The following is a 14,412-nucleotide window of genomic DNA, read 5'->3' as shown; positions in this document are numbered from 1 at the left end:
CGGCTAATGCGCAAGCGGCGCGACCTGGTTTTCGACCAGCCGCACGAGGTTGAGCGCCGTCAGTTCCGATGACTTGGGATTGGTTTTCAGCGGTTCGTTCTCGAACAGCATCTCCATGCGGCCGAAAGCGCCGGAGGCGCTGAGCCGATGGGAATTGCGGGACGCGGCCGGATCGGCCACCAGCTCGACACGGGTGCTGTCGAGGCCGATGCCGGCGAGCGCCGAGATGACCGCGACATTGGCGTTCTGCGGAAAGGCGTCCGCTGCCTCGCGCGCCGTGCCGGCAAAGAAGGTTTTCGGCTCAGCCAGCGCATCCAGGTCGAGCAGCGTTTCGGCGGCGGTGCCTTTCCAGGCGCGCGGCGGCTTGACGATAAAATGCACCACCTCGTCGATGCGAACGGCGGAGGCAGCCGTCAGCGCATCCATTCCGCCGAGCGCGCCGGGCGGAATGACGATCTGGCTGCCGTTCTCGCGCGCAACCTCGACAAGCCGGGCAAGCAACGCCTCGTCGCAGAAGGCGCTGGTCGAGGACACCGCGAAGCGCCTGGCATGGCGCAGCGCCGCTTCGCCCCAGACCGGCACGGACGGACGCCCGGCCGCCTCGATCACCATGTCGAGGCCGAGGCCGGCCAGTTCGCCAGGTTCCGAAATCAGCCGCGCGCCGGTCGGCAAATCCGGCCGTGCCCTGTCGGCATCGCGCACCGCGATGGCGATGATGTCGACGGGTGCTTGCCGCTCGGCCAGCAATTGGGCGACGCGCGTGGCGATGGCGCCCCAGCCGACGAAGCCGAGCCGCAGACGGCGGCCGCCTTGCCTGTCAGATGCCGACATAGCGATGCACCAGATCGGCGTTGGCGGTGAGCTCGGCGCTGGAGCCGGACCAGACCGTGCGGCCCTTTTCGAGGATGTAGTGGCGGTCGGCGAGCCGCTTCAGCACATGGATGTTCTTGTCGATCAGCAGGATCGACTGGCCCTCGGCCTTGAGCGCCTCGATGCAGCGCCAGATCTCGGCACGGATGACGGGCGCCAGCCCTTCCGTCGCCTCGTCGAGGATGAGCAGCTTCGGGTTGGTCATCAGCGCGCGGCCGACCGCCAGCATCTGTTGCTCGCCGCCCGACAGCGTGCCGGCGGCCTGGCCGGCGCGTTCGCCGAGCCGGGGAAACAGCGCATAGACGCGCTCCAGCGTCCACGGGTTTTGCCGCTTCAGCCGGTTCGAGGCGGTGGCGACGAGGTTTTCGCGTACCGTCAGCGTCGGGAAGGTCTGGCGGCCCTCGGGCACGAGGCCGACGCCGAGGCGCGCGACCGTTTCCGGCGTCGCGCCCGACACCTCGCGGCCGGTAAACCGCACCGTGCCGGCGCTGGGCTTCAACAGCCCCATGATGGAGCGCACCGTCGTCGTCTTGCCCATGCCGTTGCGGCCGAGCAGCGTCACCACCTCGCCCTCGCCGACGCCGAGTTCCACGTCGAACAGCACCTGGCTCGGCCCGTAGGCCGATTGCAGCCCGCTGACGCTCAGCATAGCTCGTCTCCCTCGCCGAGATAGGCGGCGCGCACGTCCGCGTTGTCGCGAATCTCGTCGGCCGTGCCGGTGGCGATGACGCGGCCGTAGACCAGCACAGAGATGCGGTCGGCGAGTGCGAAGACGGCGTCCATGTCGTGCTCGACCAAAAGCATGCTGACCTTGGTCTTCAGCGCCATCAAAAGCGCCACCATCTGGCGACTTTCGGAGTGGCCGAGCCCTGCCATCGGCTCGTCGAGCAGCAGCAGACGCGGTTCGGTGGCGAGCGCCACCGCAAGCTCGAGCTGCTTCTGCTCGCCATGCGACAGGTTGGCGACCTGCTCGTCGGCGCGTCCCGCCAGGCCGATGGTCTCGAGGAAGCTGAGCGCTGTCTCGCGTAGCGCCGTCTCGCCCCGCACATTGCCCCAGAAGCGGAAGGAGTGTCCCTGCCGGACCTGCACGCCGGTCGCGACGTTGTCGAGCACGGTGTACTCCGGCAAAAGGCAGGTGATCTGGAAGGTCCTCCCGAGGCCGAGGCCGATGCGGCGGGCGGTAGGCAGCGCGCCGATATCCCTGCCCTCCAGCTCGATCGTGCCGGCGTCGTGCCTCAACTCGCCGACGAGCTGGGAAATCAGCGTCGTCTTGCCGGCGCCGTTGGGGCCGATCAGCGCATGGATTTCGTCGGGACGGACGTCGATGGTCACGCCGTCGGTGGCGACGAGGCCGCCGAAGCGCTTGACCAGTCCCCTTACGGACAGGATCGGCCCGCTCATACGCGCCTCCCGAGAAGACGGCCGAACAGTGCCTCGATGCCGCCGTTGGTGTAGAGCACGACGAACAGGAGGATGAAGCCGAGGCCGAGCTGCCAGTATTCGGTCCACGAGGCCAGCACCGATTCCAGCACGATATAGGCGGCCGCGCCGATCAGCGGCCCGAACAGCGTGCCGACGCCGCCCAGCACCACCATGACCATCAGTTCGCCCGACTTCGTCCAGTGCACCATGTCGGGGCTGGCGAAGCGCAGGAAATTCGCCATCAGGCAACCGGCCAGCCCGGCGCCCATGCCGGAGATGATGAAGGCGACCAGCTTGTAGCGATAGGCCGGCAGGCCGAGGGCGGCCATGCGCCGCGCGTTCTGGCGCAGCCCGGTGAGCACGTTGCCGAAGCGCGAATTGACCAGCCGCCAGAGTAGGAAGAAGAACACCGCCGTGATGGCCAGACAGACATAGTAGTAGGTCTGCTTGTCGCGCATCTTCAGCCCGAACAGTTCGTTGGTGCGGCGGATGATCAGCCCGTCGTCGCCGCCATAGGTCTTGAGCGAGACGAACAGGAAGAACAGCATCTGCGCGAAGGCGAGCGTGATCATGATGAACTGCACGCCGCCGGTGCGCAGCGACAGGGCGCCGATCAGGGCTGCGGCCGCGCCGCAGACGATCAGCGTCACCGGCAGCGTGACGAGCAACTGGTTGGTGCCGGGGACGAGGCCGAGGAACAGGTCGTCCTGGGTGTAGTGCTGGTAGAGGATGCCGACGACGTAGCCGCCGAGGCCGAAGAAGGCGGCGTGGCCGAAACTGACCATGCCGCCATAGCCGAGCACGAGGTTGAGGCTGGCGGCGGCGATGCCGTAGATCAGCGCGCGTGTCGCCAGCGAGGTCATCGCCGGGTAGCCCGTTGCGCTGGCGATGAACGGCAGGGCGAGCAGGAGCACCGCGACTACCGCCAGCAGGATCTGTTTCTTGATCGAGTTGTCCATGAAGCGGGCCGGATCAGAAATTGGAGGCGAACAGCCCCTTGGGGCGGATGAGAAGCACCAGGGCCATCAACAGGTAGATGCCCATGGAGGCGATGCCGGCGCCGAGCGCGTCTGCCTCCGGGCCGACCATGACGTGACGCAGCATCGACGGCAGGTAGGCGCGCAGCATGGTGTCGACGACGCCGAGCAGCAAGGAGGCGACGAAGGCGCCGCGGATGGAGCCGACGCCGCCGATGACGACGACGACGAAGGTGGTGATGAGGATTTGCTCGCCCATGCCGACCTGCACCGCCAGGATCGGCCCGGCCATCATGCCGGCCAGTCCCGCCAGCAGCGCACCGAGGCCGAAGACGATGGTGTAGAGCACGCGCACGTCGACGCCGAGCGCGCGCACCATCTCTCGGTTGGTGGAGCCGGCGCGCACCAGCATGCCGATGCGCGTCTTGTTGATGAGCAGGTAAAGGCCGACGGCGATCAGAAGGCCGACGACGATGATGGCGAGGCGATAGACCGGATAGGGCAGGCCCGGCAGCAACTGGACCGAACCGTCGAGGAGCGGCGGGATCGAGACGAACAGCGGCTGGCGGCCGAACAGCAGCGTGACGACCTGGTTGAAGATGAGGATCAGCGCGAAGGTCGCCAGCACCTGGTCGAGATGGTCGCGCTTGTAGAGGCGGCGCACGATGAGGAACTCGATGGCCGCGCCGACCAGCGCGGCGGCGGCAAGCGCTGCCGGAATGCCGAGGAAGAAGGAACCGGTCTGCATCGCCACCCAGGTGCCGGCATAGGCGCCGACCATGTAGATCGAGCCGTGCGCGAGGTTGATGACGCCCATGATGCCGAAGATCAGCGTCAGGCCCGCCGCCAGCAGGAAGAGCATGACGCCGAACTGCAATCCGTTCAGCAATTGCTCGAGGAAAAGCGTCATCGAGGAGCGCCCTGGTCGTTCCGGAAAGAGAATGGAGCGGCCGCGGCGGAACTGGCCGCCGCGGCCGTGGAGACGTCGTCTGCTACATCTTGCACTGGTCGGCGTAGGCGTCGCCGTGGTCCTTGAAGACGTCGCCGACGGTCTTGATGACCGGCTTGCCGTCCTCGCCCTTTTCCACCTTGAGGTGGTACCAGTCCTGGATCGGATGCTGGTTGACGCCGAACTTGAACTTGCCGCGCACGGATTCGAAATCCGCCTTGCGCATGGCGTCGCGGAAGGCGTCGGCGTCGTCCATGTTACCGCCGGTGGCCTTCAGCGCCGAGGCGATCGCCAAGGCCGTATCGTAGCTCTGGCTGGCGTAGTAGGTCGGCATGCGGTTGTACGCCTTCATCCACGCTTCCATGAAATTCTTGTTGGCCGCATTGTCGAAGTCCGCGTTCCAGTGCGAGGAGATGTTGAGCCCCACCGCCGCGTCGCCGATGGCCTTCAGCGTCACCGCGTCCATGGAAGGCTCGGCCAGCACCATCGGCACGGTGCTCAAGAGCCCTGCCTGCTCATACTGGCGCAGGAAGGCGATGCCGAGGCCGCCGGGATGGAACTGGAACACGACTTCCGGCTTGGCGGCGCGGATCTGCGCCATTTCGGCGGCGAAGTCGGTCTGGTCGAGGCTGGTGTAGGTCTCGCCGACGATCTCGCCCTTGAAGTAGCGCTTGAAGCCGGTGATGGCGTCCTTGCCGGCCTGGTAGTTCGGCGCCAGCACGAAGGCGGTCTTGTAGCCGAGGTTCTGCGCCAGCTGGCCGGCGCTCTCGTGCAGGCTGTCGTTCTGCCAGGAGACGACGAAGTAGTTCTCGTTGCACTCCTTGCCCGCCATGTTCGAGGGCGCGGCGTTGGGGCTGATGTAGAACGCGCCGGCATCGACGATGTCGGGCACCGTCGCACCCGCGACGTTGGAGAAGACGATGCCGGTGAACAGCTTGACGCCGTCGTTGGAAAGCATCTTCTCGGCGATCTGCTTGCCCTGCCCTGGCTTCAGGGCGTCGTCCTCGACCTTGACGTCCACCGGCACGCCGCCGAGCTTGCCGCCTTCCATGTCGATGGCGAGCTGGAAGGCGTCACGGATATCCTGGCCGATATAGCCGCCCGGTCCCGACAGCGTGGTGATCAGGCCGATCTTGACCGGGTCCTGCGCCAGGGCCGGGAAGGCGGCCATGGCGGACGCGGCAAGCGCCAAAAAAGTTCTCCTCAGCATGTCTTTTCGTTCTCCTCTGTTTCGCTTCGGCGGCCTTCGGTCGCTTCTCGTTGCACCGTCGTTTCCGGCCCGCCGGGTCGGACGACCCGGCAGACAAAATTACATGCTTGAAATTAAATGACCACCCAGCCTTCCGGCGCTTTCTTGCCGGGGTGGAGGGTGCCGCATTTTGGGCAGGTGCGCGCCTTCTCGTCGGCGTAGAAGGCCTGGTAGATCGGCGGCAGGTCGTCGACGATGGAGACCAGGTCGACCTCGGCGCGGTGCACCAGGGCCTTGCATTCGAAGCAGTACCATTCGATCGCGTCGAGGGCGCCTTCGGGACGGGCCGGCTCGATGACGAGGCCGACCGAGCCTTCCTGCGGGCGCTGCGGCGAGTGGCGCATATGCGCGGGAAGAAGGAATATCTCGCCCTCGCGGATCGGCACGTCGTAGAAGTCGCCGGTGGTGGTGTCGTGCACCTTGAGAAGCATGTCGCCCTTCAGCTGATAGAAGAACTCCTCGACCGGATCGTCGTGGTAGTCGGTGCGGCCGTTCGGCCCGCCGACCACGGTGACCATCAGGTCAGCGTCCTTGAATACCAACTGGTTGCCGACCGGCGGCTTCAAGAGATGCGCGTGCTCGTCGATCCATTTCGAGAAATTGAATGCCGAAAGACGTGTTCCACTCATGGCTTCCTCCTTGCGTTGCGCGGCGCGGGGCGCCGCCGGTTCCAGTCTCACGCGGTCTTCAGGCCGCACGTCTCGAAGGCTTCGCGGGTGGCCTTCTTCTCCGCTTCCGTCAGTTCCAGCAGCGGCGGGCGAACGCGACCGCCCGTCTGCCCCAGCAGGTCCTGCCAGTATTTCTGGTGCGCGTGCGGCTTCTCGGCCGGGCGCGTGCCCTTGAGCGCGGCGCGCACGGGGTCCAGGCTGTCGCGCAGCCTGCGCGCCTCCTCCGCCTTGCCGGCGAAGGCGAGGTCGGTGTAGGCGCGCATGCGCCGGTCGGCCTTTGTCTGGATGAGATAAGGCGGCGAGGAGCAGAGATAGAGCTGCCAGTTGAGCTCCAGAATGTTGTCCAGCCACTCCTCCTCGGAGGCGGTGCTGACCAGGATGCGGTCGCCGGCCAGACGGGTCAGTTCGGCATACATGGGCCGCGGCACGCTGTACTTGATGGCGACGACGTTCTCGATGTCGGCCAGCCGGTTGCAGAGCTCGGGACTCATCAGGTAGCCGCTGTCGGGATGGCTCCACAGCGCGATGCCGATGTCCACTTTGCTTGCGATGGTGCGGTAGTAGTTGAGGAGCGTCTCGTCCTGCTGCTTGAAGAAATGCAGGATGGGCGCATGGACGACGATGTAGTCGGCGCCGACCTTCTCAGCATGCCTCGCCAGATCGATCACCACGTCCATGTTCTGGTCGGAGCAGGACATGATGGTCTGCGCGCGGCCGGCGCAGGCCTCCACAGCCAGCTCGAAGTTCCGCTTGCGCTCCTCCAGCGACATGGAGAAGAACTCGCCCTGCTTGCCGGCGATGAAGAAGCCGTCGATGCCGAGATCCTCGATCCAGTGGTCGACGTTGCGGCGGAACCCTTCCTCATCGACCGCGAGCGTGTCCGTGAACGGCATCAGCGCCGCCGCCCAGATGCCTTTCATCGTCGCCCGCGAATGGGCCTTTGCGTCTTTCTTCGAATAGTTCATCGCTCTTCCAGTGTCCGCATCCGGCCGCGGCCGGTCTTGATTTCAAGCCTTGCCGATCAGGCGCAGCAAGGCCCACGACAGTTCCGTATCCTCGTCGGCAAGGTCGAGGATGACGTCGAAATGATTGCGGCGCGGCACCTCGATCAGTTCCGAGGAAAAGCCGGCTTCGCGCCATTGCCGGTCGTAGTCCACCGACTGCCGCTTGAAGCCGTCGGCTTCCCCGGCGGCGTAGGCGACCACGATGGGGCAGCCGCTGCCGGGCAGGTTCTCAGCCGGGCTCAGCGCGCCGACCGCCGCGTCGTCCAGCCGCATCCAGTCCTGCACGTAGGACTTCGCGATCGGCCCCAGATGGAACAGGCCGCTGACCGGCAGCGCACCCTTGACGACGTCGTCGGGCACGCCGAAGTCCCTTTGCCAGCCGCCCGCGATCACGGTACCCGTGAGATGCCCTCCGGCCGAGCTGCCGCCGACGTAAATCCTGCCCGGATCGATGCCGTAGGCGCGGCCGTTCTTCGACAGGAAGGCGATCGCCGCGCGCACCTCGCGCACGATCTCGGCCAGCGAGGTTTCCGGCGCGAGGCGGTAGTCGACGGCGGCGGAGGCGATGCCATGCTTCGCCAGCATGCCGGCCATGAAGGCGGAATCGCGCTTCGACAGCGCGCGCCAGTAGCCGCCGTGGATGAACACGAAGACAGGGCGGAGCTCGCCGGCCGCCGTGCCGAAGATGTCCAGCGTCTGGCCGCTTTCTGCATCATAGACCACGTCGAGATGCGTCGCATCGGATTCGCGCGCCGCATCCGACATGGCGCGATAGCGCAGCATTTCTGCCTCGTAGGCCGCGACCGGAATGGTCGCCCGTGCATTGTAGTCGCGGTCCAATCTCTCGCGCGGCCAGCTGGCTTCCTCGGCGATGCGGCTTGCCATCCTCACGCGTCCTTCAGGAAGGCGCGGATGGCGTCGGCCACCGCCTTCGGCTGTTCCAGCGTCGGGAAATGCGTACGACCCGGCAGCTTGTTCGGCCTGTACCAGGCGTTCTGCGCGGCGAAATCGAGCTGCGCCTGCGTATATTCCGGCTCGAAGGGCTGCGAATAGATGTGGGTGATCGGCCGGTGCTCCTTCATCGCAGCCATGCGCCGCATGGGGTTGCCCCACTTGCGGTAGGCTCTTGCGATCTCGCGGCCCGAACGCGCCCACATCTCGAAGCTGTAGCCGGCCATCTCCTTGCTGACATGGTCGACGATATCGCAATTTTCGGTGTCGCCGATCCAGTAGGCGAACAGGTCGTCGCGGCCCTTCTCCCAGGCCGAACGCTCCTGCAACTCCTCGATGGCACGGAAGAAATCCTCGTTCGGCGTCGTCTGGATCCAGTCGATCACCACCGAGCGCGGGATGCGCGAAGGCCCCAGCCGGTCGGTCGTCTCGATGTTGGCCCAGCCGCCATGCGAGGTCGAGACGGGCACGACCTTGCCGATCTCCAACTTGTCGAGGAAGGCGATGACGTCGGTCGCCTGGTCGGCGGTGACGAAATCGCCGTCGTGCTCGCGGTGCTCGCCATGGCCGCGCCAGTCGAGGCGGATGACGCGATGGGTTTTCGCCAGTTCCGGCGCCAGCGTCTTGAACAGGCGGTGATCCTGGCACCAGCCCGACAGCAGCAGCAGCACGTCGCCCTGCCCGGCCTCGTCCCAGGAAAAGGCGTTGGCGCCGATCTGGATGGATTTCATGGTCAAAGCGGGAATGCCTCCGTTCCGGTCGGCACATGCCTGGCCGTGCGCATGCGCACCTCGCCCAGTTCGCGCGATTTGCCGACGATCTTGAGCACGGCCGAGCGCACGTCGTCCGGCCAGGTGTTCATGCTGCCGAGGTTTTCGGCGGTGTCCTGCGTGTGCTCGGTCAGCGGCCGCTCGCGCGCTTCCCATTCGCCCAGCGCGTTGCCGATGTCGGCGGCGTCGGCGACGGTGACCGCGAGCGCCAGCCCGTTCATCAGCGCGCAGCCGCCGCCCTGTCCGAGATAGGGCGGCATGGCATGGGCCGCATCGCCGACAATGGCCACCCGGCCCTTGCTCCAGCGCTTCAGCTTGGCGACTTCGAAGACGTCCCAGCGGCCGGCATCGCCGAAGCGCACGATCAGGTTGGCGAGATGCGGGAAGGACTGCGTCCACAGCGCCCGGTCCGCCGGCACCTTCAGCGCCTCGGCGTCGTCGGCGCCGCAGCACAGCGCGACATAGAGATCGTCGGCGCTGGCCGGCGTATAGAGGATGCGGCGCGAGCCGGAGAAATATTCGATGTAGCGGTTCTCGTCCTCATGCGGCACGTCGCCCCTGGCGCGCGGGATCAGCATGCGGATCGCGCCATAGCCGAGGTCGCGGCGGTAGAGCAGCAGGTCGAGGGAATCGCGCACGCGCGAATTGATGCCGTCGGCGCCGACGACCAGATCGGCCTTGCAACGCGTGCCATCGGCCAGCAGCAATTCACCCTCGGGCGTCGCGCCGACGGCTTCCGAGCCGGTGCGGATTTCAACGCCGGCTTCGCGGCAGACATCGACAAGCGTGTTGATGAGCGTCTCGCGCAGGATGGTGATCAGACGCGCGTCGCCCGGACCATTGATGGGGATTTCCTCCATCGTGATGTCGTCGTGGTCGCGGGTGTGGAACTCAGGGCCGACATGGGCGCCGACGGTCGCCTTGTCATAGGCGCCGATGGCCTTGAGCACACGCAGGCCGTTGCTCCAGATATAGATGCCGGCGCCGAAGGTGCGCAGGGTCGACGCGCGCTCATGCACGGTCACCGACCAGCCGCGCTGCGCCAGCGCGGCCGCCGTCGTCAGGCCGCCGATGCCGGCCCCGGCGATCTCCGCATGGCGCTTGCCTCCGCTTTCGCGCATCGTTCCGTCCCTGTCCTCCACCGCCGGAGAGTTTCCCGGCCAATGGAAATTCATGCAAGTGAATTATCTGGAATTTTCTATGAGGACATGGAATATCAGGAGGCCATGAACGAAACGCGCTCCAAGCCGCTGACGACACACCTGACCCTTCGCCACCTGCGCATGGTGGTGGCGATCGTGGAGGAAGGCAACCTGGTGCGCGCCGCCAAGCGCCTCAACATGACGCAATCGGCGGTGACGAAGGCCCTGCAGGAGATCGAGGCGCTGACGCGCGCCCACCTGTTCGACCGCACCAACCGCGGCGTCGTGCCGACCCTTTTCGGCACCACGCTGGCCGACCATGCGCGGCTGGTTCTGGCGCAGCTCGCACACGCCGAGGAGCATCTGGCGGACCTGCGCGACGGCAAGGGCGGCAGGGTGGCGATCGGCACGCTGCTGGCGGCCTCGGCCGAACTCCTGCCCAAGGCGATCGCGCAGCTGCGCCGCGAGCGGCCGAAGCTGGTCGTCAAGGTGGTGGAAGGCATGGACGACGTGCTGATCCCGGCGCTCAAGGCCGGCGACCTCGACCTCGTCATCGGCCGGCTGTCGGAACGGCGCGAGACCATGAGCCTCAGCCAGGAGGTGCTGACGGCGGATTTCGCCAGCGTGGTCGCGCGCCGTGGCCATCCGCTGACCCGGCGCAAGAACGTCTCGCTGGCCGAACTGACGAAATGGGAATGGATCCTGCCGCCGCCCGAAACCAACATGCGCCGGCAGATCGACATCACCTTCATGGAAGAAGGCCTCGACCCGCCGGTGCACGCGGTGGATTCCGTCTCGCTGCTGACCAACCGGCAATTGCTGCTCAGCGCCGACTATCTCGGCGTCTTTCCCGCGCAGGTGGCAAGGCAGGAAGCCGCGCTCGGCGGCATCGTCATCCTGCCGGTGGCGCTCAGAGCGACGGCCGGTCTGATCGGCATCACCACGCGCGCCGACATGCGCCTGTCGCCGGCGGCCGAAGTGTTCCTGCAGACACTGCGCACCGTCGCCGCCGAACTGGCGTGACAGGCCGGGCCTGACATGCCGACCGTGACATGACGCGGCCTCAGTCGCGGCGCCCCTGCTATTCCCGCCCATCATAGCCGAATGAGCAGTTTTCCATTTACGCGCCTGCCGATCGAAGGAAGCTTTCGCTCGGGAGCCGGTCTGCACGACCCGGAGAGGACGACAAAGGGAAGGGAACCCTCGACAATGCTCAGCAAGCGTTTCATGGCAGCGGCGGCACTGGCCTTCGCCGTCTCCGCCGCCGCGAAGGCCGACGAACCCCTGAAGATCGGCATGATCACCACGCTGTCCGGCCCGGCCGGCTATCTCGGCCAGGACATCCGCGACGGCTTCCAGCTCGCCATCGACCAGAACAAGGGCGAGCTCGGCGGCAAGCCGGTCGCGCTGGTCGTCGAAGACGACAGCCTGAAGCCCGGCAACGCCCGGCAGATCGCCGACAAGATGCTGAACGAACAGGGGATAAAACTGTTCACCGGCATGGTCTTCGCCAACGTCGCCTTCGCCGCCGTGCCGGAAATCCTCGACAGCGACGCCGTCTACATCAGCGCCAACACCGCCTCCTCCACCTTTGCCGGCAAGGAGTGCAATGCCAACTACTTCGTCAGCTCCTGGCAGGACGACAGCCAGGGCGAGAGCGCCGGCGCGCTGGCGCAGTCGCTGGACTACAAGAAGGCGTTCCTGATCGCGCCGAACTACCAGGCCGGCAAGGAGACGATGGTCGCCTTCAAGCGCTTCTACAAGGGCGAGGTGGTGGGCGAGACCTATACCGGCCTTGACCAGACCGACTTCGCCGCCGAAATGGCGCAGATCCGCGCCGCCAAGCCCGACGTCGTCTACGAGTTCGAGCCGGGCGGCCTCGGCATCGCCTTCATGCGCCAGTACGAGCAGGCCGGCCTGCTCAAGGAAATCCCCATGGTGGTGCATCCGGCCTCGCTCGACCAGGCGATCGTGCAGGCGGTCGGCGACGCCGCCACCGGCGTGCAGGTCACCAGCCACTGGAACGAGGATTTCGACAATCCCGTCAACAAGGCCTTCGTCGCCGCCTGGAAGGCCAAGTACGGCGACCGGCCGATCACCTACTACGCCGCGCAAGGCTACGACGCGGCCCTTCTGTTCGGAGTCGGGCTGGAGAAGAGTGCCGGTCCCGACGACCTCGCCGCCTTCCGCAAGGCGCTTTTGACCTCCGACATCCCGACCGTGCGCGGCAAGTTCAAGTTCGGCCCGAACCAGCACCCGATCCAGGACTGGTACGCGCTGACGGCCGAGAAGGGCGCCGACGGCAAGATGGTGCTCAAGACCGAAAAGAAGGTGCTGAGCGACCACAGCGACGTCTATGCCGCGGACTGCAAGATGGAGCCGGCGGAATAGATCAGCTCGCCTGAAAGCGGAAACGGCGGCGCGTCCTGAACAGCGTCCGCCGCCCTCTTTTCCGGAAACGCGGCCTGCTGCATTGTGGGCCGCGCAACAATTTCGGGAACCGGACCCGTGACCCTCTCGTCCTGGCAATTCTGGGCCGTGCTGTCGGCCGTGTTCGCGGCCCTGACGGCGATCTTCGCCAAGGTCGGCGTCGAAGCGGTCGATTCCGACCTCGCGACCTTCATCCGCACGCTCGTCATCGTCGCCGTGCTGGCGGCGATCCTGGCGGGGATGGGCAAGCTGCAGGCGCCCGGCGCCATACCCGGCCGGACCTGGCTGTTCCTGATCCTGTCGGGCCTCGCCACCGGGGCGTCGTGGCTGTGCTACTTCCGCGCGCTCAAGCTCGGCGACGCGGCGCGCGTCGCGCCCATCGACAAGCTAAGCGTCGTGCTGGTGGCGGTGTTCGGCGCGCTGTTTCTCGGCGAGCGGCTTGGAGCGGTGAACTGGCTTGGCGTCGGCCTGATCGCGGCCGGTGCCGTGCTGGTCGCCTACCGAGGATAGCGGCATGCCGCGCGCTTCCGATTCGATGCGGCTGATGAGAATGTCGAAGCGGTTTGCCATACGGCCGGGTGCTCCCTGCGATTGACTGATTCGGCTCCCTCAATTCGCCCGACCATGCTTTGTTCCCCACTGTGGCAAAGCGAAGGCAGCGCCGATCACGCTTTTGCAAGCGCCGCCGATCCATGCGAGACAGGGCCATGGAAAGCGGCGGGAAACACAGCTACCTGATCGGCCAGACGGAGGTCGCGGCGCGGCCGCTGGAGACGGCGCTCTATCTGGTCGCGACGCCGATCGGTAACCTCGCCGACATCACGCTTCGGGCATTGGAGACGCTGGCCGCCGCCGACATCCTTGCCTGCGAGGACACGCGGGTGAGCCGCGTGCTTTTGGAGCGCTACGGCATCCGCCGGCGCACCACCGCCTATCACGAGCACAATGCGGCGGAAGCCGGGCCTAAGCTGATCGCGGCACTGGAAGCGGGAAAAAGCGTGGCGCTGATCTCCGACGCCGGCACGCCGCTGGTCTCGGACCCCGGCTACCGGCTGGTCGGCGAGGCGCTGGAAAAGGGCATCCGCGTCGTGCCGGTGCCCGGCGCGTCGGCGGCGCTGGCGGCGCTGACGGCCTCCGGCCTGCCCTCCGACACCTTCCTGTTCGCCGGTTTTTTGCCGGTGAAGACAGGGCAGCGCAAGGCGCGGCTGGAAGAACTGCGCGCCGTGCCGGCGACGCTGATCTTCTACGAATCGCCGCGCCGGCTTTCCGAGGCGCTCGACGCCATGGCTGACGCGCTGGGCGGCGGGCGTGCGGCGGCGGTCGGGCGTGAACTCACCAAGGCGTTCGAGGAAATGCGCACCGGCACGCTGGCGGCGCTCGCGGCCCACTATGCGGCGGCCGATACGCCGAAGGGCGAGATCGTCGTGTGCGTCGGCCCTCCCCTGCCCGTCGAGCAGACCGCCGGCGATGTCGACGCGTTGCTCGCCTCGCTCGCCCGCGACATGCCGGCCTCGAAGGCGGCGGCGGAGGCGGCGAAAATGACCGGGCAGCCCAAGCAGGCGCTCTATCGCCGGCTGCTGGAGCTGAAGGACGACGCCGGTGGCTGACGCCGCCACCGCCAAGCGACGCAAATCCTATCGCCGCGGCCATCGCGGCGAATGGCTGGCGGCGATGGCGCTGATGGCGAAAGGTTTCCGCATCCTCGCCCGCCGCTACCGGACGAAACTCGGCGAGATCGACCTGATCGCCCGGCGCGGCGATCTCGTGCTCATCGTCGAGGTGAAGGCGCGGCCGACGCTGGTCGAGGCGATGGAGGCGATCGCGCGCGAGTCCGAGCGTCGCATCGAGGGCGCGGCCGACCTGTGGCTGTCGCGGCAGCGCGACTTCGGCCGGCTTTCCATCCGCTTCGACATGATGGCCGTGCTGCCGTGGCGCTGGCCGGTGCATGTGGAGAATATTTTCCAGGGACGGGGGTAGGAA

16 protein-coding genes are annotated in these 14,412 nt (G+C 66.7%); 5 read left to right on the top strand and 11 right to left on the bottom strand.

What is annotated here, in order from left to right; all coding sequences use genetic code 11:
• Nucleotides 1–3: 3 nt before the first annotated feature.
• The 11 genes from E6C48_RS05375 to E6C48_RS05325 all read right to left on the bottom strand — a co-directional run bounded on the left by E6C48_RS05375 (nucleotide 4) and on the right by E6C48_RS05325 (nucleotide 9,981).
• Nucleotides 4–831, bottom strand: coding sequence for an aspartate dehydrogenase (locus tag E6C48_RS05375; protein ID WP_136354788.1), 828 nt, complete (start codon nucleotides 829–831; stop codon nucleotides 4–6).
• Nucleotides 818–1,519 carry an ABC transporter ATP-binding protein gene (locus tag E6C48_RS05370; RefSeq protein WP_136354786.1) on the bottom strand — a complete coding sequence of 234 codons (702 nt, stop codon included), beginning with the start codon at nucleotides 1,517–1,519 and terminating at the stop codon, nucleotides 818–820. Before E6C48_RS05370 ends, E6C48_RS05375 begins: the two co-directional genes overlap by 14 nt.
• A complete protein-coding gene (locus E6C48_RS05365; RefSeq protein ID WP_136354784.1) occupies nucleotides 1,513–2,271 on the bottom strand; it encodes an ABC transporter ATP-binding protein in 759 nt (252 codons plus the stop codon). The genes E6C48_RS05370 and E6C48_RS05365 overlap by 7 nt, the downstream gene beginning before the upstream one ends.
• Nucleotides 2,268–3,251: a branched-chain amino acid ABC transporter permease gene (locus tag E6C48_RS05360; protein ID WP_136354782.1), complete on the bottom strand. Its 984-nt coding sequence runs from the start codon at nucleotides 3,249–3,251 to the stop codon at nucleotides 2,268–2,270. Before E6C48_RS05360 ends, E6C48_RS05365 begins: the two co-directional genes overlap by 4 nt.
• 13 nt (nucleotides 3,252–3,264) lie before the next feature.
• Entirely contained in the window at nucleotides 3,265–4,179 is a 915-nt protein-coding gene (locus tag E6C48_RS05355) for a branched-chain amino acid ABC transporter permease (RefSeq protein WP_136354780.1), read from the bottom strand.
• A gap of 82 nt (nucleotides 4,180–4,261) precedes the next feature.
• Complete coding sequence (locus tag E6C48_RS05350; protein WP_136354777.1) at nucleotides 4,262–5,428, bottom strand: ABC transporter substrate-binding protein; 1,167 nt, start codon at nucleotides 5,426–5,428, stop codon at nucleotides 4,262–4,264.
• A gap of 113 nt (nucleotides 5,429–5,541) precedes the next feature.
• Complete coding sequence (locus tag E6C48_RS05345) at nucleotides 5,542–6,096, bottom strand: 3-hydroxyanthranilate 3,4-dioxygenase (protein ID WP_136354775.1); 555 nt, start codon at nucleotides 6,094–6,096, stop codon at nucleotides 5,542–5,544.
• A gap of 47 nt (nucleotides 6,097–6,143) precedes the next feature.
• On the bottom strand, nucleotides 6,144–7,100 hold the full coding sequence (locus E6C48_RS05340; protein WP_136354773.1) for a dihydrodipicolinate synthase family protein: 957 nt from the start codon (nucleotides 7,098–7,100) through the stop codon (nucleotides 6,144–6,146).
• A 42-nt stretch (nucleotides 7,101–7,142) separates the two neighbouring features.
• Nucleotides 7,143–8,024 (bottom strand): alpha/beta hydrolase, encoded by an 882-nt coding sequence (locus tag E6C48_RS05335; protein ID WP_136354771.1) that lies wholly within the window; start codon nucleotides 8,022–8,024, stop codon nucleotides 7,143–7,145.
• A 2-nt stretch (nucleotides 8,025–8,026) separates the two neighbouring features.
• Nucleotides 8,027–8,821 (bottom strand): alpha/beta fold hydrolase, encoded by a 795-nt coding sequence (locus E6C48_RS05330; protein WP_136355020.1) that lies wholly within the window; start codon nucleotides 8,819–8,821, stop codon nucleotides 8,027–8,029.
• A gap of 2 nt (nucleotides 8,822–8,823) precedes the next feature.
• Nucleotides 8,824–9,981 (bottom strand): FAD-dependent oxidoreductase, encoded by a 1,158-nt coding sequence (locus tag E6C48_RS05325; protein ID WP_136354769.1) that lies wholly within the window; start codon nucleotides 9,979–9,981, stop codon nucleotides 8,824–8,826.
• A 105-nt stretch (nucleotides 9,982–10,086) separates the two neighbouring features.
• On the opposite strand from E6C48_RS05325, the gene E6C48_RS05320 reads away from it, so the two are divergent.
• From E6C48_RS05320 to E6C48_RS05300, 5 genes are all read left to right on the top strand, one after another.
• Nucleotides 10,087–11,025, top strand: a complete 939-nt coding sequence (locus tag E6C48_RS05320; protein ID WP_136354767.1) for a LysR substrate-binding domain-containing protein — start codon at nucleotides 10,087–10,089, stop codon at nucleotides 11,023–11,025.
• Nucleotides 11,026–11,211: 186 nt separating this feature from the next.
• Complete coding sequence (locus E6C48_RS05315) at nucleotides 11,212–12,393, top strand: ABC transporter substrate-binding protein (protein WP_136354765.1); 1,182 nt, start codon at nucleotides 11,212–11,214, stop codon at nucleotides 12,391–12,393.
• 117 nt (nucleotides 12,394–12,510) lie between these two features.
• Nucleotides 12,511–12,942, top strand: a complete 432-nt coding sequence (locus E6C48_RS05310; protein WP_136354763.1) for an EamA family transporter — start codon at nucleotides 12,511–12,513, stop codon at nucleotides 12,940–12,942.
• A 197-nt stretch (nucleotides 12,943–13,139) separates the two neighbouring features.
• Complete coding sequence (gene rsmI / locus E6C48_RS05305; protein ID WP_168734452.1) at nucleotides 13,140–14,039, top strand: 16S rRNA (cytidine(1402)-2'-O)-methyltransferase; 900 nt, start codon at nucleotides 13,140–13,142, stop codon at nucleotides 14,037–14,039.
• Nucleotides 14,032–14,409: a YraN family protein gene (locus tag E6C48_RS05300; RefSeq protein WP_136354759.1), complete on the top strand. Its 378-nt coding sequence runs from the start codon at nucleotides 14,032–14,034 to the stop codon at nucleotides 14,407–14,409. Before rsmI ends, E6C48_RS05300 begins: the two co-directional genes overlap by 8 nt.
• The last annotated feature ends 3 nt before the right edge of the window (nucleotides 14,410–14,412 follow it).

This window comes from Ollibium composti (genome assembly GCF_004801285.1).
GTDB lineage: Bacteria > Pseudomonadota > Alphaproteobacteria > Rhizobiales > Rhizobiaceae > Mesorhizobium > Mesorhizobium composti.
This window is presented reverse-complemented; position numbering and strand designations above follow the sequence as displayed.